This is a genomic window from Clostridium lentum, from assembly GCF_014287815.1.
In the GTDB taxonomy this organism is placed as follows: Bacteria; Bacillota; Clostridia; order Clostridiales; family Clostridiaceae; genus Clostridium; species Clostridium lentum.
The window spans coordinates 1-26796 of record NZ_JACOOQ010000023.1; the positions used below are offsets into that span (position 1 = coordinate 1).

At 25.2% G+C, this 26796-nt stretch carries 19 protein-coding genes and 2 pseudogenes; all 21 read right to left on the reverse strand.

Features of this window, described 5'->3' with window-relative positions; translation table 11 throughout:
• On the reverse strand, window positions 1-2825 hold a 2825-nt coding region (locus H8R92_RS11745; RefSeq protein ID WP_494545902.1), incomplete at its 3' end, for a coiled-coil domain-containing protein.
• The gene (locus tag H8R92_RS11750; RefSeq protein ID WP_186835552.1) at window positions 2818-3525 is read right to left on the reverse strand and encodes a DUF6063 family protein; all 708 of its coding nucleotides are present in this window, start codon (window positions 3523-3525) and stop codon (window positions 2818-2820) included. The genes H8R92_RS11750 and H8R92_RS11745, both read right to left, overlap by 8 nt.
• Complete coding sequence (locus tag H8R92_RS11755; protein WP_186835553.1) at window positions 3525-5147, reverse strand: hypothetical protein; 1623 nt, start codon at window positions 5145-5147, stop codon at window positions 3525-3527. The genes H8R92_RS11750 and H8R92_RS11755 overlap by 1 nt, the downstream gene beginning before the upstream one ends.
• A gap of 8 nt (window positions 5148-5155) precedes the next feature.
• Window positions 5156-6184, reverse strand: a complete 1029-nt coding sequence (locus H8R92_RS11760; RefSeq protein ID WP_186835554.1) for a Wadjet anti-phage system protein JetD domain-containing protein — start codon at window positions 6182-6184, stop codon at window positions 5156-5158.
• Window positions 6185-6325: 141 nt separating this feature from the next.
• The gene (locus tag H8R92_RS11765; RefSeq protein WP_186835555.1) at window positions 6326-6502 is read right to left on the reverse strand and encodes a DpnD/PcfM family protein; all 177 of its coding nucleotides are present in this window, start codon (window positions 6500-6502) and stop codon (window positions 6326-6328) included.
• A 125-nt stretch (window positions 6503-6627) separates the two neighbouring features.
• Window positions 6628-6756 (reverse strand): WYL domain-containing protein, encoded by a 129-nt coding sequence (locus tag H8R92_RS13250; protein ID WP_243166579.1) that lies wholly within the window; start codon window positions 6754-6756, stop codon window positions 6628-6630.
• A gap of 101 nt (window positions 6757-6857) precedes the next feature.
• Window positions 6858-7166 carry a nucleoside triphosphate pyrophosphohydrolase gene (locus H8R92_RS11770; protein WP_186835556.1) on the reverse strand — a complete coding sequence of 103 codons (309 nt, stop codon included), beginning with the start codon at window positions 7164-7166 and terminating at the stop codon, window positions 6858-6860.
• Window positions 7167-7226: 60 nt separating this feature from the next.
• Complete coding sequence (locus H8R92_RS11775; protein WP_186835557.1) at window positions 7227-9698, reverse strand: DEAD/DEAH box helicase family protein; 2472 nt, start codon at window positions 9696-9698, stop codon at window positions 7227-7229.
• Between the two features lie 120 nt (window positions 9699-9818).
• Window positions 9819-11546 carry a DEAD/DEAH box helicase gene (locus H8R92_RS11780; protein WP_186835558.1) on the reverse strand — a complete coding sequence of 576 codons (1728 nt, stop codon included), beginning with the start codon at window positions 11544-11546 and terminating at the stop codon, window positions 9819-9821.
• 68 nt (window positions 11547-11614) lie between these two features.
• Window positions 11615-12355, reverse strand: a complete 741-nt coding sequence (locus tag H8R92_RS11785; protein WP_186835559.1) for a hypothetical protein — start codon at window positions 12353-12355, stop codon at window positions 11615-11617.
• Window positions 12345-13199 carry a hypothetical protein gene (locus tag H8R92_RS11790; RefSeq protein ID WP_186835560.1) on the reverse strand — a complete coding sequence of 285 codons (855 nt, stop codon included), beginning with the start codon at window positions 13197-13199 and terminating at the stop codon, window positions 12345-12347. Before H8R92_RS11790 ends, H8R92_RS11785 begins: the two co-directional genes overlap by 11 nt.
• Window positions 13200-13201: 2 nt before the next feature.
• Window positions 13202-15127: a hypothetical protein gene (locus H8R92_RS11795; RefSeq protein ID WP_186835561.1), complete on the reverse strand. Its 1926-nt coding sequence runs from the start codon at window positions 15125-15127 to the stop codon at window positions 13202-13204.
• A gap of 263 nt (window positions 15128-15390) precedes the next feature.
• Window positions 15391-17748, reverse strand: coding sequence for a restriction endonuclease-like protein (locus H8R92_RS11800; RefSeq protein WP_186835562.1), 2358 nt, complete (start codon window positions 17746-17748; stop codon window positions 15391-15393).
• Window positions 17723-19414: an McrB family protein gene (locus tag H8R92_RS11805; RefSeq protein ID WP_186835563.1), complete on the reverse strand. Its 1692-nt coding sequence runs from the start codon at window positions 19412-19414 to the stop codon at window positions 17723-17725. The genes H8R92_RS11800 and H8R92_RS11805 overlap by 26 nt, the downstream gene beginning before the upstream one ends.
• 399 nt (window positions 19415-19813) lie before the next feature.
• Window positions 19814-20026, reverse strand: a complete 213-nt coding sequence (locus H8R92_RS11810; RefSeq protein WP_186835564.1) for a hypothetical protein — start codon at window positions 20024-20026, stop codon at window positions 19814-19816.
• 141 nt (window positions 20027-20167) lie between these two features.
• On the reverse strand, window positions 20168-20845 hold the full coding sequence (locus H8R92_RS11815) for a hypothetical protein (RefSeq protein ID WP_186835565.1): 678 nt from the start codon (window positions 20843-20845) through the stop codon (window positions 20168-20170).
• Window positions 20846-20883: 38 nt separating this feature from the next.
• Complete coding sequence (locus tag H8R92_RS11820) at window positions 20884-21291, reverse strand: hypothetical protein (RefSeq protein WP_186835566.1); 408 nt, start codon at window positions 21289-21291, stop codon at window positions 20884-20886.
• Window positions 21292-21497: 206 nt separating this feature from the next.
• The gene (locus H8R92_RS11825) at window positions 21498-22457 is read right to left on the reverse strand and encodes a helix-turn-helix transcriptional regulator (RefSeq protein ID WP_186835567.1); all 960 of its coding nucleotides are present in this window, start codon (window positions 22455-22457) and stop codon (window positions 21498-21500) included.
• Window positions 22458-22563: 106 nt separating this feature from the next.
• Window positions 22564-23732: pseudogene (locus tag H8R92_RS11830) on the reverse strand (IS3 family transposase).
• A gap of 78 nt (window positions 23733-23810) precedes the next feature.
• A pseudogene (locus H8R92_RS11835) lies at window positions 23811-24062 on the reverse strand (transposase); the annotation flags it as partial.
• Between the two features lie 190 nt (window positions 24063-24252).
• Window positions 24253-26790 (reverse strand): pPIWI_RE module domain-containing protein, encoded by a 2538-nt coding sequence (locus tag H8R92_RS11840; RefSeq protein ID WP_186835569.1) that lies wholly within the window; start codon window positions 26788-26790, stop codon window positions 24253-24255.
• Window positions 26791-26796: the final 6 nt, after the last annotated feature.

Genomic DNA, 26796 nt, shown 5'->3' on the forward strand with positions numbered 1-26796 from the left:
TTCATATATCTTCCCCATAGAGTAAGAATTTTAAATAAGTTTACTACATCTTGCTCATTATATAGCAAGATAGTATCAATTTTTTCTTTAGGCATTCTTTCAATATATTCATCATCTTTATTAATTTCTAAATTTAGCTTTTTAATATTATCTTCGCCTTGCAATATTGCATTATTCAATACTCTTATCTTTTCATAAACTTCATCCAAAAGTTGTTTATTTTTTTTATAAGTCTTATATTCATCACATAACTCCTTAAAACCCTTTAACTTTTCAATATTTATATTAATTTCATCTTCTGCTAATCTTAAAGATGATTCTAATTTTTGTATTGTCTCTTTAAAGTTTGTAATTAATTTTTCTAAATCTAACTCCCTTTGTTTTAACTTAATTAATTCAGCCTCTAAAACTACTATAGACTCTTTCAATCCTAAATAATATTTTTTATCTAAAACTGAATGTACTATTGAAGAACGTTTATCTTGATATAACTTTACTGCTTCCTTTTTATCAGCTAACATCCTTGTATATCTATCTAACTCTTTTTCATTTATTGTTATCAACTTCATCAATTCTTCTTCATTCAATAATTTATTATTAAATGAAACAAAAAAGTTTATTCCTTTTATAGAAATTATGTCATTATTAACACCTTCAAGTTCACTTTCTAAATCTAACCTATTAATTATAGATATAGGTGTTGATGTGAATACATCTAATGGCTCTTTTTCTAAACTTTTAATATCTTTTTCATTCATAATTAACGAATAAGGAATGAATGGATTTCTTTTTATAATTTCTATATTTTTTTCATAAGAAAAGCCATTTTGCTTAATCCATTCCATTCCATACTTAATACTAATATCTCTATTTTTAAGCTTACCTTCAATTTCCTTCGATAACTCTAATACTTTCCCACCTTTTAACTTTTCTAATTCATCACTAAGTTTATCGCATAGTCTAACTAAATTTAACTCTTCCTCTTTTAATAAATTTATTTTCTTATCAAAAGCACTTATAATTTCTTCTTTATTAAATATTTTATCTTCTGTAAACTCTATATATTTAATGATTTCCTTTTGCTTTTCAATTTCATTGTCTAAATCTTCTAATTCCATCTTTTTATTATCTAAATTATTATTAACTTTAAATTTAAGCTCAATATTTTTTATTTTTTCACTTTCACTACTTTTAAGCTCTTCTTTAACTTTTAAAGATTGTTCTCCCAACTTCTTCTTTTTCTTTTCTAAATAAAACTTCCTTTCAGTAATTCCTTTTTCAAACTTAATTAAATCTTCATCAGAATAAACTCCTGAAATATTTCTGCTAAGACCTTCATTAAATCTAATATTAAATAAATTTTCAATCTTATTAAATGATTTTATCTCAGATTTTAAAGAACCTTCACGACTTTTTAAATCATTTATACCACTTCTATTATCTGATAATTTTTTCTCTTCAATTTCCTTATGATTAATAATACTATTTTTCTGATTTTGCTTATTGCGTAAGATTTCCTTTACTTTATTTAATTTCTCATTAAATACTCCTTTTATAGTAAAACCTAAATTATTAATTTTGGGTTCATTGTCTTTATTTTTCTCACTCAATATTCTTAATTCTACTTCTAATTGCTGTAATTCTTTAGATCTATTTTGATACTCCCTATGAAGCTTAGCACATTCTAATATATTTAGTTTTCTATTTAAATTCTTTATCTCAACTTCACTTTTATTTACTACTGTATTTAACTGAGTTAATTGTAACTCTAATTCTTTTACTTCATTTTCTTTATTATATATATCTATAGATTCTTTCTCATAGGATAATTCATTAATTTCTTTTTTCAAAGTATCGATAAACTTTTCTAACTTTAGTTCTTCATTAATTTTATTTTCATAACTTTCCTTTAAAAATACTATTATATTAGCAATAGTATTTTCTATATTTTTTCTTTTATCGATTGTTAGTATAAAATTATCACTTATCTCCAATAACTCCTTAGCTAATTCATTAAAAAGTTCTATTTTCTCTTTTCTATCTATCTTAGATTTATTATCTTTATATTGTTTAATATAACTATTTACTAACTCTACATAGTTTTTTATTCTATCTTCATCTTTATTAAGCTTATTTTCTACAGCTGGTAAGAACCACTCCTTAACTAATCCATCACTATCCTTTGCATTAACAAATAATTCTGAAAGCCCTGATTCCTTTAAATTTATTTTCCTAATAATAGTTTCCCATTCTTTATAATTTATTTTATATTCCTGCAGTTTATTAAAGTAACTTCTCGTAGCTACTGAATTATTCATATCATAATAATTAAATTTTAAATTTCTATCTTTTTTTAAATCTTCAAATAACTTTTTAGAATTTATGAAACTTTTTATTAACCTACTATCAACCTTTTCTTCAATAATAGGAATACGATTAATATCATAAGGATTTTTTAATCTATACTCATGAACAAAATTAATTATATCTAATTTTTCTTTAGAATCTTCATCAGATGTCCTTTCCTTTTTCCTTACCATCATTCCAGTTAATAAATAACCTGCTCCATCATCTAGTTTCCATTCAACCATAATATATGTAGGAGTAGATGATGTAAAATAACTATCAAATGTTCTATCGTTTAATGTTCTATACCTTCTATTGACAAATGGAGCTATAACCATTTGAACAATTACAGATTTTCCTCCACCATTTCTTAAATTAAACAAAGTATTATCACCATCTAGATAAAATATTTCGTCATCTATCTTCATATTATTATTGTAATTTAAATTAATAATTCTGATTTTATTTATTTTACTCATATATCTCTTCTCCCAATGCCTTTAATACCCTAGTATAATTATTTCTATTTAATAAATTCCAATCCATAAAGCTATCTAGTTTTTTTGTAGTTTTAATCATATCATCAGCTTTAATATATTGAATTAAACCTTGTCTGTCTAAAAAATCCAATATTGTATTAATAAATCCTTCTTTAGTAGTTTTAGATATACTTTTTCTATCACTACCTTTTAATGCTTCAAATCTCTCTAATATATTTGAAAATGCTATTCCATTTTCACTAATTTCCTTAGATTTCTCTACACCATCATTTAGTCTATCCGTAACTATATTTAAAAACTCTCCCACCTTTATATAATCTCTAGATTTACTACTTATTCCTTGTGAATTATAAAAAGTAACTAATAATGTTAAAATAACAAATTGTGAAAGATAATAATCCTTATCATTAGCACCTGATTTACATAAAACTTTTTTAAGATCGCCTTTAGAATATCCTAAATAATCATTATCCTCTTTGGGAATAAGATATACTACGCCTCCGTATTTTCTAACATAACATTCTGATGCTTCGCCTAATTCCTTTACCAATTCGGTAATTACTTCATTTTCACAATAACTTTTATATAAATCACCTGCATTTTCTTTTAGTTCACCATACTTTAACAAATAATAAAAAATACTATTGCTTATTTTTATATCTTCCTTCAAATATGCCATTATAATTTAATTCCTCCCTTTATAACCTCAAAGCCTATATCTGAACATATGAAATTTTTTATAGAACCATTTTCATCTCTTAAACCTTCTAATTTTACATCTTCATTTAATAATAACTTTTTCACATTAATTTTTTCTATATACTTAAAGCTCATATTAGTATCAATAAGTTCTAAAATAGTTTTATTTAACTGAAATTCTATTTCTCCATTTTCAATCGAATTTTTTCTTTCTTCTCTTATTTCATAAATATCAATACTTTTATTCTTAAGCATTTCAATTATAACTTCTCTAAATATTTCAACTGTTGGTATAAGCTTTTCCATAAGAATATTACTTTGCCCTATAAGCTCTTTAATTTCATTTAATGAGATACTTTCACGTTGTACAGCTAATTCTAAAATAATTTCAATAACGGCTTTATATTTTTCTAATCTCTCTAACTTCTTTATATTTTCTGCTTCTAATAAATTACTTTCTTCAAAAGACAATTCCTCATCATATTCTACTTCACCTTTTTTTATATTTTTCTGATACTCTATAGCTTTATTTATATTATAGATTTTATCAGGATTCATTTTAAATAAAGGCCTAAAGAAAAAATCTATATTTTCAAGCTTTTTAGGGTTATTTAATACTTTTTCAAAAACTTCAGTTCTAAAATTAAATCTCTCAATTAATGACATTTTCGAAATATTTTCAAGCTCATTTCCATAAAGATTTTTTAAGTCAAAATGCTTCATTAATATCCTTTGATCTTCATCAATAGTTTTGTTTAAATATACATCTATAGTTTTTAAATTATTTAAATTCTCTTCTTCTTCTTTATTTAACTCCCTAATATGTATATCATGTTCAATAAATTCTTTTATTTTTTCATTTACCATCTCCCTATGTATAATAAATTTCCTCTTAGTATTATTTAAAAGTTCTAAATTCCCTTCCATCATAAGCTTATAGTCTTCAGTAGAATAACTTAAAGGATTTTCCTTTATCTTTCTTATCGCCTCTTCCATACTTTGAACTCTTATTCTCAACATATTAAATATATTTTTAATATCATCTAATGCTTTATCGTATGATGCTTTTTCAAGATGCATTTTGAATATGATTTCATGGATAGTCATTTTTAAATTTTCTTCAATCTCTAATGTAGATAAAATCAAAGCATATCCATCATCAGTTAAAGAATACGAAACTCTTCTCACACCATCAATATATTCCATTTTATTTTTTATAAAACTTATATTAATAGCCTTATACTCTCCTTCTTTAAAATTATAAGCATTGAAGTACATAGCATTCCCTTCATCGCATAAAATTACATTAACTATAAATTCAGCAAGTTCTTTGCTTTCTTCATAAGTTATTCTCTTTTTAAAATGTATATTATTAATTTCATCTATAAAATAACCTATATGGTCAATAGTACAAATTTCTTCTTTTAGTGACTGCTCCATTATGTAAACTAAAACTGCAAAAATCAAATTATCTTGTTCATATCCTTCATAAAATCCATATTTCTTCCATGTCCCTTTAGAAATACTATTTCTAAAAAGTAATGCATATGCACCTATTTTCTTCATTCTTATATGCTGAACATCTAAAAAACTAAACTCCATAATACCTCCTATAAATCTGTTATATTTATTATTTCTTGTGGTACATATAAATCATTTTCTAAAATTTTTTTTATTTCTTTTTCATACTCCGTAAAACTATCTATATCATTATCAGCTACTAACTGAAGGTGCTTGAAAAATAAACCAGTTGTATTTCTATTTTGCCCATCTTTCGTTTTTGGTAAATCTATATTTAAAGCTTTAACCTTATCTATCATCTTTCTATATCCATTAAAAAAAGGCCTTAAATAATACTCCTTATAGAAACTTTCATAAAAACCTTCATAAATAATTATTCCCTCATAATCTAAATCACCAAAATAAAAAAACTTATTTGAATTATTATATATATGTTTCTCTACTGAAATTTTAAAATCATTAAATGCCTTCTTTACATTCTTACCACCACCATAAATTATAGTATCAATCTTTTCTCCTAATATAGTATTATTGCCACTTATCATATGATTTCTCATTGTAAAGTATGTATCTTTATTTTCTATAATTAATATATTTTGAGGGATATACTTATTATGCGAGTAATAAGCTAATGGTTCCGATGTATCATAATAATTTAAAGTCTCTAAAGAAATACCTAAATTTTTTAGTATAGTCTTACCACCTTCTTTCTGAAGAAACTTTTCCCTTCCCCATATTTGAAAAGCTCTTTCATTAATTGATATTTTACTATCTAATAATCTACTATTATTAATCATAAAATCATTTAATTTTAAGATATAACCTCTATGCTCTTTGTATTTATCTAAATGACCTTCATAATACTCAACATTAAATCTACTACAAAGCTTATAATGAATTTCATTAAGTATCTCTTCATTATCTTGAATCTTAGGTACAACTCTATATCTTTTATATAATGTTGGACTTTTCCCATTGCCACCACTATTTTTAATAGGTATTATTTCACCTTTTTCTATTAATAAATTTACTATTTCCACCAATTTTCTATACTCAGTAATTTTATATATTTTTTCAAACTCTTCTAATTCAATTATTTTTTTATTAATACTTATCAAACTAAAATTTTCCTCCTTAACCCTTTATTTTATATATTAATATATCCATAACCATCACTTAAATATTCCAAAAATTTCACTCCATAGTTATATAATAAATCCTAATAGTGACATATATAGTCTCTTTAAATTTTTTTGAAATTATTTTTCTTCATCAATATAATTTATTTTATATCCTACAAAATCATCATAATCCAAGACAATTTCTTCATCTCTATATAATTTATTAATTATTTTCATAGCTCCCTCAAAATTTTCAGCTTCAATTATTACTTCCCTATTAAGTACTTCTTCTATATTAAATTTATATTTATCCATATTATCTAACTCCTTATTGTAAAATAATTAATTTAACAAAAAATTATAGATCAATTATTATATTTAAATCAACAATAAAAGCCATATAAGAATCACTTTAAATCCCTATATAGCTTTACTAAATACTATTTATAATTATTAAGTACTTTTTTATATTCTTTAATCACATCTTCTACCAATTCCTTTGGTTCTAAAACAGCACATGATGTTCCCATTCCCATAATCCATGGAATTTTATTTTTATTTTTTATCATTTATAATAAGCCACTTTTTACTTTCTTCCTGCTGATTAACTTTACTTCTTCTTACTTTGGAATATATATTTTTTTACTATTATTTTCTAGTAATTATATATTTAATACACTTTCTTTAATACTATTCCCTCTTTAAAGCCACCACTTTCTTCAAGCTTTTCTTGTCTCTTATTAAGTAAATCTTCTTCACTATATCCAAGATTATGTGCAAGTCCAAATAGTACTTCCATAACATCAGCAAGCTCTTCTAAATTCTTATCTTCTAAATATTCATTTACTTCTTCCTTAAGCTTATCTTCTAAGAACTTTGTCTTTTCCTCTCCATAAACCATTTCAGTTTCACACTTTTTCCCATCTGCTTCTATAACTTCAGGTATAAGATCCCTAACTAATTTATTATATTTTTTCATATGTCCTCCTGGTTACTTATTAATTAAATAAAAATATTCTTTCTGATAATTATAAGCATCTTATTTATTTTTAACAAACCTATTTCTGTAGTAACTTTGTACCCTTATATCAATTGCATCCTTCATATGCTTTTTAAACTCTTCTTTATTTATAAATTCTCTTAAATCATCAGTTAAAGCTAAAACATATCCTTCTTTTTCTTTAAAGAAATCACTATGAGTTTGTAATAAATATTTCACTGGATTACTTTTAGCTAATCTAATATATTTTTTACTATCCCATTCCATAAAATCCTTTGTACTCTTATCCTTTAACATATCAACTTTATTAGATCCCTGGTGGTAAAATTCATAAAAGCTCTTATAAACATCATCTTCATCAATGTCCATCTTTATATCACCATTATTATAAAAGGCTAATAGTACTGGTATTTTATATGTTTTACTCATACTTGTAGTTTCTATCATATTAATAAATTCTCTAGCTCTTGTGTTATATAAAACACTTTCTTCTTCATTTAACTCATTAATATTATTTAAAAACTCCATATAATTAGCAAAAGGACTTAACCCCTTCTTAGTTTTAATATTGTCATATATATCATCATCCATATTATTAAAAAATTCCACTCTTGAAGGAACATGTCCTAAGTCTTCTTTTATACCATAATATTCTTCTCTAATTTTATCCCTAATGGTCATTTCTTTTTCTGCTTGCTTTTTAAATATATCTACCAGCTTAAAATCAAAATCTACAAAACAGTCATCTGGAAACTCATAATCACTTTGACTATTTCTCCTACTAACTTCTTTTGAATAACTTTGTCCACTTAATAAGAATGGTATTAAATTAGCCTTTTTATAGTTTCCTATAAAATCAAGTACATTTAAGTATTGCTTATCTTTATATTTTCTTAACCCTCTTCCTAACTGTTGTAAAAATACTGTTGGAGATTGTGTAGGTCTTAAAAACATTACCATATCTATTGATGGAATATCTAAACCTTCATTAAACATATCTACTGAAAATAGTACTTGTACTTCTCCCTTAGCTAAAGCACTTAATGCTTCATTTCTATTAGAAGAATATTCTCCACCTTCACCACTATATACAGCTACAGCTTTTATTCCATTTTCACTAAATACTTTTGCCATATACTCTGCATGATGTCTTGAAGTACAAAATCCTATAGCTCTAGATGACTTATATTTTCTATAATGATTTATTATAAGTTCTGCTCTTTTATTAAGCATTAATGCATCTTCTAATTCCTTATCGTTGTACTTACCATTTTTATATTCAATATTACCATAATTTACTGTTTCATCATAAATACCATAATATCTAAAAGGAACAAGCCATCCCTTTTCAATAGCTTCCTTTAATCTTACTTCATAAACCGTATTATAATCACAAAGGGCAAATACATCTTTAGAATCTAATCTTTCAGGTGTTGCTGTAAGCCCTAGTAAAAACTTAGGTTTAAAATACTCCATAATCTTTTTATAATTATTAGACACTGCATGATGGAATTCATCTACCACAATATAATCAAAATAATCTTTTGAGAAATAATTTTCATTTAAATACTCATCTTTTCCTAATGTTTGAACTAATGAGAAAATAAATTTATTTTTAGTATCTTTTTGATTGCCATAGAAAAATCCTATATCATCAGAATTTCTAACATTTTTAAAGCTTTGAGCTGCTTGCTTTAATATTTCTTCCCTATGAGCTATAAATAAAACTCTTTCATATTCTCTAGAATCAAAAGCTGCTAAGTAAGTCTTTCCTATACCAGTGGCAGCTACAACCAAACCTTTATCATATCCTTCTTCTCTACTTTGCTTTAATCCATATAAAGCTTCAATTTGAGCACCTCTTGGTTCGAAAATATTAAGCACATTATTTTCTTCACTATTTTCTTCTTTTTCAATATCACTTTGAACTTTTGGTTTCTTCCAAGACTTTGAATAATCTTTTAAAACATCATCTGTTATTTCATAGGAATGATTGTAAAATAAATCTTCAAAGGTTTCATAAAACACATTAAAATCATTTGGATTAGAACTTTTATTAAATCTATAATTCCATTCTATTGAAGAGGTCAATGCTCCTCTGGAAATATTAGATGATCCTATATATATTTCACTATCTAATTCATTATGAAACATATATGCTTTAGGATGGAATGATTTCTTTGGATTATTATAAAACCTTAAATCAACTTTATTTTTCAATTCATCTTTTAAAAGATATAAAGCCGATGGCTGAGTTATGTTAAGATAGTTTCCTGTTAGTATTCTTATGTTAACTCCTCTATCTAATGCATCTTTTAAATCATTAAGAAGCATCTTTACTCCTGATTCTATAAGAAAGGACACTATTATATCTATACTTTTTGCATTTTTAATGCTTGTTCTTAATCTATTAATTAAGTGATTTTTGTTACCTGTAATTGCATTACTGACTTCTTCTGTAACACTTATTTCTTTTTCTATTATTGTTTCTTTCATTACCTTATCTATCATAATATAAATTCCTCCAAAATTAATTATATTTATATACAAAAAATCCATACTAATATTTAGCATGGATTTTTAACAAAGGTTAATATAAGATATATTATTCACTAAATATTATGATAGATTTTACTCTTCATCTTCACTATCCCAAAACTCCTTAAACCTCATGTAGGCCTGTTGTTTACCTAAATTATGTATATTATCAGAAAAATCAATAACATCACATTCATCAGTTCCTCCAAACCTTGTTCCCCTTATGCCTCTTCCTACAATTTGTTCATATAATATATTGCTATTAATAGGTCTACATATAACAATATTTCTTGTTTTAGGTGCATCAAATCCAGTTGTTAAAACACCATAATTAAATAAAAAATCAATTTCTCCATCTGTAAATTGCTTTATTATAATCCTTCGCTCCATTTTATTTGTATCGGAATCAATATATGCAGTCTTTCTTCCCATTGCACTAAGCATAGTACTTAAAAACTTAGCATGCTTAACTGTACATGCATAAATAAGAGTTGGAATTCCTTTTTGTATTTTTAATAATCTCCTTATAATTAAAATATTTCTATTCGTATCTTCAGCCAATCTTTTTAAATGCACTTGAGAATATTCACCATTTTCCTTTAAATCCTGTAATTCTTTTTCTGTTAGTGTATATTCAATATTAGACCTATAAATTATATGGTTAACTTTAGCCAAATATTTATTTTCTTTAAAATACTCTAAAGGATTCTCCTTATACTTTTCATTATCTTCAAATTCAGGCGTAATTAAATTCATCTGAAATCTATCTACTAGCTTTTCAACCTCTGATTGACCTATAATGGTATTTCTTCCTGGCGTTGCCGATAATCCACATACTGGAAATAATTGTCCATTAGTTAATTTATTTGCTTGTTTAAATAATTCATCATACATAGCTGATGATGCTCTATGAGCTTCGTCAATTATCATAGCACCAGTATTAGATAAAATTGTTTTAATAACATCTGAATCTTTTTTTAAGCCATTATAAATCTTATTAATACTTGCAACTACCACGCCCCCTTGTAAATCATCTTCATTTATTTCATATTTAGAAAAGCATCTATATATTGGTAAAGGTAAAATAAACTCTCTGCTACTCCACATTTGTTCAATACAGCTAATGCACTGCTCACATAATTCTTCACTTTGAGCTATCCATAACATATATTTTTTATTTTCAAATCTTGATACCATCCAATCAAGAAATGCCTCAACAGCTACCCTTGTCTTTCCTCCACCAGTAGGTAAAGATATCATACATCTTGTTTTATCTTCTTGTAAATTTAATGTATTTAGTATCTTATCTTTAATTTTAATTTGATAATCAACTAATTCTGGTACTTTTCTTTTCGGCTCAATTATTTGAACAGATCTCTTAATTTCTTCTCTTTTTGCTCCTATACCAGCTAAAATTTCTGGAAATCCTGAATATTTTACGAAATCCTGAGCCCATCGCTTTCCAGACACCCATTTTTTCTCACTTAGTGGTTTTCTCATATATGAAGCTGTAGTAATTCTACTATTATTTGCTGGATATTTTTCATATAACTTTATAATTGTTTCATCATCCAATTTATCTAGTATTTTTTTTCTTAATTCTCTATTAGATAATAAATTTATACCTTCTCTTAATACAATTAACCTACAAAGATAATATTTATCTAATATCATATAATCAAATTTCTCTAATATATCTCCTGCAATCTCCTTTTCTTCTATTCCATAAAGCTTATTAAGAAAATTTGTAGAAAGCTCGTACTTATTAATAAGCAAATCAACAACTTCTTTTATTTCACTATCTTTTAAAGTATATCTCATGTTATTCTCCTAAATATTTTCTGCTAATCCACTTTAATTAGTTTCTGCTAATTTTTAATTACTTATAACTACATTTCATAATAGTAGCTTAAGTACTCTAAAAATACTTCCTTAAATTCATCCTTATCCATCATTGGAGACATTACTATTGGATAGCTCTTATTAAATTCATAGATAACTCTTCTTCCAACACGTTCATCTTTACCTAGGTCATCTCTGCCCTTAATTTTAGCTTTTAATACTTTACTTAAACCAAGCTCATCTGTAACATCAAGTAGATTAATTAAAAATCTATCATTTCTAAAAATTTCATATTTAATAATATAGTTATATAAATCAAGATTTTCTATTATTAAATCATAATATCTATTTCTTTGTTCCTCATCTTCAACATTATCATTGATATATTGAGCACCTAGTAAGCACTTATATATGTAGTTTTCCCAGTCAAACTTCTTAATTACTATATTTCTAAACTTATTTATCCCTTCTTTTATCTCAGGATAAGTTTCTAATAAATACTCTCTCTTATAAACACATAACAATGAATGCCAAAATAATTCATCAAAATGTATATCTCTGTCTGTCTTTAGATAATACTTGGACATTATCTCAAAAGCTTCTTTAAACATTTTGTCCCTACATTTATCATATCCAACACCCATATATATTGAAAAATCTGGTGCTTCATCTATATAAACTACTTCTCCGCTAAAATAATCATCATTATTCTTAATATTATCATCTAAAAAATCTTTATAAAATTGTTCACTTTTTTTATATCCACTTTTAAGTAATCTAATTTCCATCAGAATATAATCTCCTTACAGCTGCACAATATTTTTCAATAACCTTATCTGATATAGCATATATAACTTCATCCATATTATCTATGTTAACTTCAGTTATCATTTTCTTTTTCATAAGGTTATAAAGTTTAAAATCTAAACCATTTTCTGGTGAATCAATACTTTCTAGATCAACCTCTTCTTCTCCATTTCTACTATTATTCTTAATAAATTGGAATAGAGCCTTTTGTAATCCCATATACACATAAGGATTATTTAGTGTAGCACTTTGTGGTGAATCAATAAACTGTAATGCATCATTTTTATAATTAATTACAATTGTTTCTGAATTTAACTCTATCTTTATATCTGATTTTAAATTTGGATCTATTTTCTTTTCAAATAATTCTAATGGCTTAGCATTACTTCCTTCAAATATTACGCTATTTGAAAATCCAAGAATAGAACTCTTAGGTACAATTATTTCATCTTTAAATTCTTCAAAAAAAGAGCTTAAATCCATATTTTCTTTAAAGCATATTTCATCTTTAGCTTTTATAAGAAGCTGCAACGTTGTTCTTTTGCTTAGTGATATTCTGTTTTTTGGTATCTCCTTAACCTTTTCATTTAATCCTAGATTATAAAATTTATTATCCTTTGATTGAATTACTAAAATTAGCTGTGCTTGTCCATCTTCTAACAAGTTATTTATGAACGGAGAACCAATTTCATAATTAATCTGAAATCTATAATTATTTGTGTTTTCATCTAAATTAACATCTAAAATAAAGTTACATCCATCATAACTATTAGATGTGTTTGTTAATAAAGGATATGGAAAGTTTACGTCTTTCTTATAAATCATCTTTACACCTCCACATAGTAGACAAATTTTAAAGCTTTATTATAATTAGCTTTTAACCTTAATTCTATTTGTGCTATTCCCTTAATTATTTTTACATCTTTAATTAAATTATTATCTATTTTACATGCTTTTCCTGTAGCTTTATCTATTGCAGCTTCATAATTATCATTCATGTCAAATTCCACATTAGAACACTCATCACCCATACCATCAACCACTGATAGGGCAATATCACATACTTTTGCTTTCTTCATCTCATCTGATCCATTGAAATCAAACTTAACAAATTCCTTATTACCTATAATTAGTCTTTCAACCATATCAGGATATGTGCTATATCTATCTAGTTTTTCTTTACTTTCTCCATCTAAATCTTCTTCACTTCTATCTTTCATTACTTTCTTTAACGGCTTATTTTTCTTAGGCTTCTTTTCATCTTTTTTCTTTTTTTCCTTTTTAGGAATATCTTCTTTCACTTTTGAAATAGTTGTTTCTTTATTTCCCTTATTCAATTTTACTGTTGCTATAGTTTGTGATAAATCTTTCTTAAATTGACTTTCAACTACATATAAAATATCTTTAGTATCCATTACGCCATCTGTAGGATTATTCTTTTTAATTTCACCCTCAATGATCTTTGCTATTTCTTTAGATATATTATTAATAAATCTTTTAGCATTTCTTTGTAGAACTTGATCTTTTATATGTTCAAAAGTTAATTCAGTATGAGATTCATTTTCTAGTGATTTTAGAAATGCATCTTCTTTCGTTGATTCAGGTATAAGTACAGCATTAAATGGCTTGTTTACATTCCCTTTAACCTTTTTATCTTCTATCTTCATACCAATAGTTCTTATTATAGCAACACGACCTTTTGGTATTTCTTCATCATAATTAAAATATAGCTTGAAGTTATATTTATCTTTAGTATCTTGTATTTGAATTTCCCTTGCCTCTATATTTTTATATGTATTTAAATATAAAGGAGTAAACTCATCTTTTATTTCAGAAACTTCTTGAATATAATAATCTTTATTCTTTATATACTTTTCTATTGTTTTGCTATTAATAATTTTATCGTTTACTAATACCTCTAGTTTCTTTTCTAAAATTGCAATAAAGAAGCTATCACAAATACTCTTTATTATTTCTTTCTCATTATTAAACTGTTCTCTTAAAAAAGGTATTATAATCTTTAACCCTCTCGTATTCTTTTCAAATACTTCATTAAATGTATTTTCATAAGGATAAAACTTCGTCTTATTTTGATCTATATGCTTTATATCTGTAAAATATCCAGTTGAACGATAGTAATTATCTTTATATTTATGTTCTATAAGCTGAACTGTTCCCCCTAAATGTTTATTACCTTCTGCATCACAGTTGGCAAAATACATCATATGTAATTCTGAAGCAGCATTTGAAGCAATCTTACCTATACCATGAGATCCACCCCTTGATTTTTCTACTGCTGCATCCTCTTCTTCTGAATGAACACCTTTATTATAAGCATAAATTCCCCAGGTATCTTTTTTAGAATCACTTTGTCCATTTTTAGCACCAGTTAATCCCTTTGTATTTGAATCTTCAAAAGAAATATAATCAACTTCTTCAGCATTCATTTTATTTTGCATATGTTCTACAGTTTCTTTAGTATAACTATTTCTTCCTTGAAGACATGAAATTCTTTCTTTTATATCTTCTAAACCTGGAATAAATTCTTTATTTATTTTACCTGTTTTTATAGTTACTATAACAGGTTCATTGCTCCCTGGTAATTTACCATCAAGTGAATTTTGAACATTTTCTCTCACAAGTCCAGAAATTCCAAGATCATAAAACTTTTCTAAAACTTTATTAAACGTTGACTCTTCTATACCCGGTATAGAGGAAAACTTCCATAAGTTTTTATTTTTTATACTTATCATTATCTTCTCCTTCTAACTTTTATTGATATTAAAAGTATAACAAAATCACCAAATTTTCTTTGTCGAAAATTGTCATTTATATTTTGTAAAAAAAGGTTATTTTATTATGTATTTAATTAAATTATTACAGTAGTAAATATAAAATAGGCACTCACATTACTGTTAGTGCCTATTATACTTCCAATCCTATATTTAGTTTTTGAAACTTCTATCATTCATGTCTAAACAAATTTCTTTTTCTATTAGTATAAATTTTCTTTGTATCATATTTGAATTACTTTTCGTATATTCCTACTAAATTCACTAATACTAAACTTCTCAACATTTCCTTTACTATAAACACTAATCTCATTTTTATTAAAAACAATTAACTTTCCATTACCACATTCCATATGCATTATCTTATTATCGTCTTCATTTAAACTAGCTTTCTCTCCAAATCTCTTTAATTCACAACAAACCCTATATTCTTCCTTACTCTTAATTAAAAGTTCAGAAATCATAGTAGAATTTTTTAATAAATATTCACTGCTATAAAGACATCTTCTAACAGCATATCCCATTACTTCAATCTTCTTAGGTAACTCGATCCATTTTTCAATTTTAATTAAGTAATAAAGTTCATTAGAATCCTTAGGTAATTCAGTAATTTCTCTTCTCTCAACTTCTCTTATTTCAATAACCTTTCCGTAATAAGAGATTCCTGCTTCACTTTTAAACATATTTATTGGTTGTGATAATGCCACATATTCAATATTATTCTTAATAAAATCAACACTTTTCTTAGGAACATGATAAAAATTATGTTCCATTACTATATCAAATTGCTTCTCATCTTTAATTGGACCAATTAAAACATTTCTATTCTTAAAATACTCATCTCTTAAATATTCATCATTACCATTTTGGTCTAATGCTCTTTCAAAAGTAGAATAAGAGGATTCATTAATTAACTCATCTAAAAACTCTTCCATGAGTTTGGTACTAGAAGGTAAAAAAGGTATTGCTCCTATATTAACCTCACTTATACTCTTATAAAAACTATGTTTTTTAAACTCCTCTTCATCTTTATGTGGGAATAATACAAATGCTCCAAAAATACAATTTTCATATTTACTCGTATCTTTATTTTTATATACAATAGCATCTCTATATCTATGCATTGTATTAACATCCTCTTCTTTAGGTCCTATTCCCCCATATCTATTTTTATAATTTTCACTACTTTCCATCTTATATTTAGCATCAAATATGAATTCATAAGTCATAGTATTTTTGCCCTTATCAATAGAAAGAATATTATCTGGCTTTTGATTAATAGTTCCTGATAAAGTATTAGTATTATATAACACTCTAAATTTTTCTTTAGTTCTAGGATTTTCATATACAAGTGTAGAGCTCTTCCCCTTACGAAGAGCCACTACTATACCTTCATTATTTACTTTAACAAAATCAGAACTAATTAATTTATATCTTTTTCTTAATAAAGAATTTATTTTTATAAAGCACCAATATTCATATAATAATGGCAAGTCCTTCATAGATATAGCAAATATATTACTATTAATATTTAATCCCTTTTGTAACATCAAATAATATTTATATATTTCTTTATATCCACTAGCCATACTAAACACTAAAGATGCAGAAATATTTTGCTGCCAACTTGATACTTCCTTTAAAAAAGAAGTATTAAATATTTTCATAATCTGCTTTTTCATTAAAATTAGCTTATTTATAACTTCTTCATCTTTACTCCAATATGACTTATTATAATTACTAATAAACATATCAATTTTCTTTACTATTCTTAAAAGAATAAACTTAAGAAATCTATTTTCATTAGTATCATAAGTAAGTCTTTTACTTATCTGTAAAGCTTCATTTGGAATATATATTCCTTCAATATTTTTCATAACATGAGGTCTTTTTTCAAGCCACTTAATAGTTTCATTACTAGTATTTCTTAAAGAATGATATTTGCAAATTCTACTATCCTTAACTAAGCCATGATGTGGATTGTAAATTATAATATTAATAGCTTTAATTAGCCTTTTATAAATATAATTTAAAATACTATAAAATTCAGTATAAGTATTACTATTTTTATTTGTTAATTCAGCACCTAAATAAGTAGTACTTAAAAATCCATAAGCTAAATTATAAATTTCTTCATTAACATCTCTAAGTAATTCCTTATAATCATCTTTATAATCTATCTTACTTGGAAATATCTCTAATGTAACCTTTAAATGTTCATTACCATTTACAAAAATATATAAATCAGAATATCCAATATCTCCTCTGAAATTAATAATTCCACTTAATATTTTACCACTTCTACCTGTTGGCGTTACCTTATTTCTAATATTAGTATTATCATGATAAAAATCTATTTTAACTTTATTTTTTGCTTCAATTATTATTTCATAATTTTTGTATTCTTTAAAATGAATATTCTCATCAAACTCAGAATTAATAATATTACAATTAGAGCTTACATCTAAGCTTTTTTCTTCTGAATATCCTACTGCATTTTCATTTCCCTTTATAATAAAATATATTTCATCAGTTTCTATAAAAATTAGCTCTTTATTATTGCCAGAAGGTTGTGAATCCATCCCTTACAAACCTCCTTATCATATAAAGAAGCTTTTCACTACTTAATTTATAATTGCTTTCCTTACCTTTATTAGTCATATCTTTTAAAGTATTTTCATCTAAATAATCTTCAGCATTAAATTTAGAATCATTTAAAATATTAAATATCTTAATTAATATTTCTAAAACATCTGAATTACTTCCATTTACTTTAGGTAGTATTTTTTGTGTTATACAATAATCCATAGCCTTATCAAAATCAAAAATACTATTCTTTATTGCATATATCATATAAAATACAATTTCATCTCTCACTCTAAATCCAAAGTGTTGATTATATTCTTCTAAAATATCATTTATTTTTATTAATTCATCAATAACTTTAATTGCTATATCTTTATTATCTTTACATTGTGAAATCTTTAAGTAATTAGACTTTAAAAAGTCATTACTATAAACTCTTTCTTTTAGATAAATATTATCTAAAGCTACATCAAAATTGTATTTTAAATTTACTTTATTAAACTCTATAGTATTTGCTCTATCTAAAACCTTTTTACTAAATGGAAATGTAGTTTCATCCATATTAACAGTTCCCACTATATAAAGATTTTCTGGAATATATACATCACCATATTTGTCTATAGCTTCTATATCACCCTTTTCAAACTGAACTTCTTTAAGTAAATTTTCAGTTATAATTTCACCATCATCATTTAATTTTCTACTTTCCATTAAAGATAAAATATCACTAAAATAATATTCTACTCTGGCTAAATTCATTTCATCTAAACAAATAAAATAAGGCTTGTCCGGATGTTTCATTGCTTCATATGCAACACTAGTTATTATTCCTGGAGTAAATCTACTTTCAATATTTCTATAGCCTAAAAGATCTGTTGCATCAGACCAGTCTGGTTTAACTGGAATTAAAGTAAATCTTTTATTTTTATAATTGGCACCAATAGCTTCTGCAAAAAGCTCAACTATTTTACTTTTGCCTGTTCCTGAAATACCTGATAGTATGACAAACGGCTTAGTTTTAAGAGATAAATAAAAGTTTTTGATTAATTCTTCACTATAATAAAAACCTTTGCTTAATATGTATTTATGAATATAACTTACCTCTTCATTTATATTAGTTATACTCCAAAATTCATTTTCTAATTCTTCTTTTACATCCTCTTCAATTATGTCTTCATCTTCTAAATTATTTTTTTCTTTATCTTTTTTTGATATTAATTTAAGAATAAAAGTATCTTCTTCATCACCTTTATATATATCAATATATTCCTTATATTCTTCTGGAATATTATTTGGCTTTTTGTCATTTTCATTAATATAATTCATTATGTAATCATAACTTACTTGTAACTTTTCTCTTAATACCTCCTTTAATGCTTTACTTGAATATAAAAATCTTACAACTGGAGTTTTTCTTTTTTTGGAATTAGGCATATCAATCTTACCTGAATATTCAATTTCATCAATTATAATTTTTATTGAAATGCTACTACCTAATTTAATGGTTTTAGATAAACCTTTAAGAAATTTATCCTTATATCCTTGTGAAATAACTGTACCATGATTAAACATACTATAATCCATGGTTTTTCTTCCAATAAAATTATTATTATCTATTTTAACTTCATCAACCCATGAATCCGTGCTCACTTTTTTGTCCATATTTCTTCTCCTTTAAAACTTTCTTATAGCGTAATTTTAAATTATTGTGATTTACAACAAAAGTGGGCAAGTAACTTTGTCCACTTTTATGCCATCTATTATCAACCTTGATTTAAAACAGAGCCTTTAATTAAAATATCTACTTCATCAACTAGTATTCTACATAAAAGATTTTGAATATCCATACTTTCTTCAATACCTATTTTATTTCTATTAATATAATCTAACTTATCTTAAGAGTAACAGAGCAATGACCTTAACAACATATTTTATTCTTGATATATTCTGCTTCCTTTTACTTTTAAATCTATAACCACAGCCTCATCTTTTTGTATCCCTATTTATTAGAATATGATTAAGTTGTACAAAAGCTAAGTATTTGGTTGTTTATACTTTATGTTATACATTCTTTATAAATCTATGTATTTCTTCTTCTATTTTATTTTTATCAATTTCTCTAGATAATATTTCTGCTGGAACTCCTAATATTTCCACTAATTCTTCTACTCTGTTTTCAGGTATAACACCTCTTTTTGACCATGAACTAACTGCTTGTTTTGAAACATCAATTTTTTTGATAATTCTAAATATCCTATTCCTCTTAAAAAACATATTATTTCAAATCCTAACATTTTTACACCTCATTATTTCGCTAAATATTATAAATCATAATAAATTACCTTATAATCACATCCATCAATAGTCTTCTTAAAAATTTAAGTTTTTTTAACTCAAAGATAAAGTATATAATTTTTAATATATTTCCATAAATCCTTTAATAATTGTATAAGCTATAAACTTAATTAAAGAATCTATTTTATTTATTACCTCTTTGCTATCACTTACAATAGCTTTTCTTAGTATATTAGATTTATTTTCACTCTTAATAAAACTAGCTACTTTATATTCGTTAATATTTCTGATATTTCTAACTATATCATCAATTCTAACTGTAAATATTACTTCATTTCCTGATATTCTTATTATTTCACTTAAATTAAACTGACAATTAATTATAGGATTCTTGTCATTAACTTTATAATATATTGCTAATAAAACCTTATCATCTTTATCATTATATTTACACTCTACTTTGTAAGATTTATAATCTACCTTTACTATAGTTGTAATATCTTTATTAAAATAATTAATTTTTATATCACTGACTTTATAAGTATAAGTACTATATGGAATACTTAAATTGTTATAATTTTGATTATCTTTTTTGTTTTTCTTTTTTCTCCCTGGTGGTAAAGGTATAGAATACATACATCCCCTCTTTGTATAACAACTTTCACCATACTTTGTAGAAAGAGTATTATAGCAAATTTCATTCTTCCAAAACTTACAGTTTACAAAGTCAACCTTGTCATAATCTTTCTTTATATACTCTATATGTGCAGATACCCCCTGCATTCTATTTATTCCCATTGCCGTTCTCCATTAAATATTAATTTTGTATAAAATCTTTACATTAATTTTGAAGCTTCACGCTCTATTTCTTCTAATCTTTTATATATCTCTTCACATCTATATTCAGTATATTTTAAGTCCCCAACATACTCTTTAAATTCCTCTTTAGAATATCTCTTAAAATCACTCTCTAAACTGCTTAGTGCTGCTTCCATTGCCTCATAAAATCCAGCAGGACATGGTCCCCATCCTCTCATTTCAAGTGCAAAAACTGAACTTATATTTGTAAGTGAATATCCTATTACACCGTCAAATTCATCATCAACTTCAATTATTTCTCCATCTTCTTTTATAGACACTGCTCGTAAAGGATTGTGTCCTAATATTGCCTCTTCTCCTCTAAATTCTTTAATTAATTCTACAGCTTCCTTTGCTAATTTCATCCTTTTTTCTAATTTACTCATTTTAGTACCTCTTCTTATTAATTTATTCTATGACTATATAATAAACTCCAATAGTGACATATATAGTCCCTTTAATATTTTTTCAATTAATTCATACTTTTTTTTGATTTCTACTATTTTTACCTATCAACTAATTCTTCGGCTACAAACCTAACCTCACTTATATTATAAAAGAGTAGATGTCAGTATAATTGACATCTACTCTTTTATTTATATAAATTTTGTACTTTTTCTATTTCCACTTTAAGTTTTTCAATTAAATATTCTGGATAAATTACCTTAGCTTCAGCACCTTGTTTTAAAATCCACCTTACTAATCCTGTATTTATTCCGACAAAAGTACTAATGATAAAATAATCTCCATCTTCTAAACATCTATGAATATCTATTCTATCTCCAAATTTTTCTATTACTGAATTTATTAAACTTTTATTTACTTTTAACTCAACTCTTTCAACTTTCTCTGCTCTAAACATATCAAAGTTTATTAAACCATAATCTTTTAAATCTATGTTTTCCTTATTATCATGAAATTCCTTAATTATTATTTTAGATAATCTATCAATTCTATAATGTCTTATTTCTTCAATTTCATTAAATCCAATTAAATAATACCTATTATTATAATAATAAATTTTTTTGGGAATAAAACATTCCACTTTTTTCTTTTCGATTATTTTTTTATTAGCATCCCTAGTTGTATTTATAAACTCAATAGTTTTTCTTTCTATAATAGCCTTATGTAAATCAAATAAATTTCTAGTAACATCTATTCCACCAGTATCTATCGTTTCTGTAATAACTAAATTTCGTAATATTGCTCTATCAATATATGAGATATTAGATAAGATTTTTTCTTTTATATTTCTTTTATAGTCATTTCTAATAAATTTATTACTATATAAAGAGTCTAAAATTACTCTACATTCTTCAATTGAAAATTCGCTTTCATAATGATAACAACTTGTATTATATCTAGCTTTTGTTTCAATTATGTTATATCCGCTATCAATTAACGAGTTTATATCTGATTTCACAGTATTTCTTGTAACATTATATCCTTCATTTTTTAACTCTTCAATTAATTCATTTATTGTAAGTTTATTTGAATTGTTCGTTTTTTTCTTTAATATTTCTAAAAGAAATACTGCTCTTCGTAATCTCAATTTATACTTCTCCTTCTATATTTAATTATTGTAATAAAGTTTTATATGACAATTTGTAATATAATAGTCTTATGTCAATATTTTGGACACAAAAAGTCAACCTTTTTTATGCTGCACTTCTAGCTAATAATTCACATTGATCTGGAGTCATGTAATTAATAGAAGAGTGTAGCCTTTTTCTGTTATACCAACCTTCAATATATTTAAAAATAGCCATATTAGCTTCTTCGAAGGTACGGTATGTATTTCTATATATTTCTTCCTTTTTTATTAATGAATGAAAAGATTCTATACAAGCATTATCATATGGACAACCTTTTTTACTAAACGATTGTATAATATTAAACTCTTTGCATAGCTCCCTTAAATCATTGCTAGTGTATTGAGAGCCTAAATCGCTATGAAATATTAATTGCTTATTCTTATCGGGAGATTGGCTGTAATAAGCATTTTTTAAGGCTTTAACAACTAAATCATTAGTCATTCTCTGACCGAAAGCGTAGCCAATTATTTTTTTAGAATATAAGTCTAGAACTGAAGCTAAATAGCACCAACCATCTTTGATAGTATAAATATATGTAATATCTCCTACCCGTTTTTCGTTAATAGAAGTAGTAGTAAAATCTCTTTTCAAAACGTTTTCTAAATCTTCTGCTACCTTTTTACTTGAATGAGGTTTGTATTTTTTTACAGTTACTGCACAAAGGCCAAGTTCAGTCATTCGTCTTTGAACTCGCTTCAATGATACATTGAATCCTTCTATCCCAAGTATATGATGAATCCTAGGAGCACCATATATGCCTTTATTCTCTTTATATATCCTTTTAATAGCTGATTTTAATTCCTCATTTTCTAATTCTCTTGCAGATTTAGTTTTATCAAAAGATTTATAATATGTGCTTCTAGCTACGCCTAGAACGGTACACATAGTCTTAATATCATGTTTGTTTTTATTGCTATTTATAAATTCTATTAATTCATCTAATTTCTTGTTGCAAATATTGCCATAGCTTTTTTGGCTAAAGCCCGCCTTTGGTGTAATATTTCATTTTCCTCTTTAATTCTTGCCATTTCTTTTTTTAAAGCCTTAACTTCCTTTAATGTCATAACTTCATTTTCATCTACTTTAATTTCTTTTACATCTTTAACCCAGCCGTTAATTGTTGATTTTGCAATGCCATATTCGCTACTTAGCTCTGCTAAGCTCATTCCTGACTTAAATAATTCTACTATCATATCTTTATATTCTTGATCGTATCTTCTGCCCTTTCCCATAATGGACACATCCTTTCTTAACTAAATATTATTTTACTTAGTTCGACTTAATGTGTCCACTACTTTATACTAACACCAGTCACCAAATGAACTTCTTAGTGTTTTCTTGCTATAACCATTTCTATAATTTCTATCATCCTGATCTATATCAGTTTGACGATCGTATTTATCACGGCCTAAATGCTCTCCCATTTCAACTTCTAATATATTTTCCAATACATCTTTAATTAATCTCTGAACTAAACCATTTTTTCCAATAACATCATCAATTGTTTTACATTTTTTCACTTCTTCAGTGTAATCAAAGTTAATATCATCTTTTTTTGTCATAAAAATTCCTCCTAAAATTTTTAAGTATATTATTCCATTTCTACCAACTAACCATACAAAAAGGACTGCTGATAGAATTGATATTACACAATTCTTTCAACAGTCCCAAGGTTTAACATATTTTTTATATAAAAAAAGCTAATTAAACAAACTTCAGTGTTTAATCAGCTTTTTGCTGCTATTATTCAAATTATTTTATTTCACATTTTTTTGTGTTCTCATTTACTTTCATTATTGATATCATATACTCACCTATTCTATTAATACAGTATATTGGTAACGGTCTAGATGAGTCTGATTTATATGAAATATTCATTCTTCTTAACATTTGTGTAATTTTTATTATTTCATCTTGTTCTTCTTCATTCTTAGCACCTTGAATATTTACTTCACATAAAGTTTGCCTTTTAATAGGCTTTCTTATTGCTTTAAGTTTGGTCAAATCATTTCTAATTCTGTTTCCATCATGCTTTTCACCTACTAAATAATATGTTGATTTTATGCTTTTAAATATTCCTGTTTCTCTATTTATATTATTCTTACTTTCTTTAAAAATAAAATAATCAGGCACTTCATCTTCAGTGTTAAATCTTATTAACCTAAGAAATTCTTTATTACAAACTTCTAGATTGTTAAAATCAATAAAGTTATCGTTTGTTAACTGCTTCCATATTCCTCTCATATTACAATCAGCGAAACAATATACAATTCTTTTTTCTTTCAGTGTTTCATCAATATTATTTAGTATCCACTGAGATATATTCTGTCTTTTAGCATTATCTAGTTTTTGTATTTTAGTATTTTCTAAAACTTTATTATTAATATTTAATATATATTCCCTAGCCTCTTTCCATTTAGTATCAGGGTATACTTTATAATATATGATACCTTTATCTATTTTACTTATTGCAATTCTATTAGAATTATCTTTTGCACTTATTTTTCCTATTCCTAATAATATGTCATTTTCCTTTATACCTGTGATATTATATAAATCACCTTCTACAAAACCACATGCAGATAATAAATCCTTAACTGCACTAAAAATAGTATCTATTCCTGTAGGTTTAATTTTTTCATTTTCACAACCTTCAGTTGATATAAAACTAACAAATTGATTAATTACTTTACATTCTTTTAATGCATTTCTAACAACGTATTTTGAATCTTTTTCCTTTTGTTCATCTATTTGATCATATCTTGGAATATCAATAATTGCACCTTGTATAACATCCCTGTTATCTTCAAATATAGACTTTATCATCTTTTCTCTATCTTTTTTAGTTTCTCCGTCCTTTATATACAAGGCAAAATCATTATTTATAATATTGAATTCAACGTTTAAATTCTCATCATTTTCATAACAATTATCACTAATTTTTTTATTTAATCTTAATAAAATCCTAACTACACCAATGACCATATTTTTCATTTCTTCATCCTTAGTAGCTATGTGAATAAGAACCTTATTATTTAATAAATTAATTTTATATGGCTTACATGGTATTTCTTTATTTCCATCAACAAGCTCTTTTTTCTTATTTAGATTTTGTGGAATGTATTTTTCAAAGTTATACTCTTTGGCATTTGAAGTAGTAAATTTCATATTTTTTTTTGCTCCTAATTTGCATAATAACTTAATAGGTTTTCTTAATTGTAAATTAACAAGCTTTTCTTGCACCAATTTAAGAGCTTCATTTCTCTCTGGTAAACCACATCCGTATTCAATATCTTTATTTGTTGAATTCTTTTTAACTATAAGTGCTATGCTCTTATCTTCATTATATTCATTTATATATATAACTGGATTGTACAGTATACTATCCATATTTATTTGTAATATATCACTAAAACATTTATCACATGTGTTCTTATATTTAAATTCACTGGATCCACTTCGTATAATACTCAACTTATTAAAAGCTAATTCTTCATCAATAAAATATGGATTCTCTTTATATACATAAATGGTTGTAGCTTCACGTAATAAAAGCGATGATTTAATTATATTATTATCTTTTCTTATAATTGGATAAGTCGTCCATATTCTTGTTGATAACTTAATATTTAATACAGATTGATTAATATCAATAGGAGTTTTTAACTTTGCACTAATAACATAAGAAAATTTATCTTTATATTTTTCTTTTTCATTTTGTTTATTTACATCTATATCAATTGGTAAAGTAAACATTTCTGCTACATTAGCTTCACCAATAACTCTATGAAATTTCAGTTGTCTATTTAATGTTAGAAAATTAAAACTTTCTTTAGATAATTTATAAATATAATACTGTGGAATTAAATTATACATGTTATTTGATTTTTGTTTTAATATTTCCTTTAAGCTAATAACTTCATATTGCCAAAGCTCTGCAAAATTTATTTGAATTATTTCACCACATTTATTCTTCATTTCCTCTGTCAACCAATCAGCTATCTTTTCTTTTAAAAGTTCCATATCAAATTGCTCTAGTGAATATACCCATCTATTATTATCAATAATAATATCACTTATACTATTATTACAATATATAATTCCATTAAAAATTGATGTTGCTATTTTATATATGGACTTATTTGCTATAGCTTTATATTTATCATCACTTCTAGTTATATTTTCTATTATTTCTCTTACTTCATTTGGTAATATAAATGCATATAAATTAACATCATCAATAGTATCTTCATCTATTAAAAATGAAAATAACTGTAAATTATTCTCCATATTTTT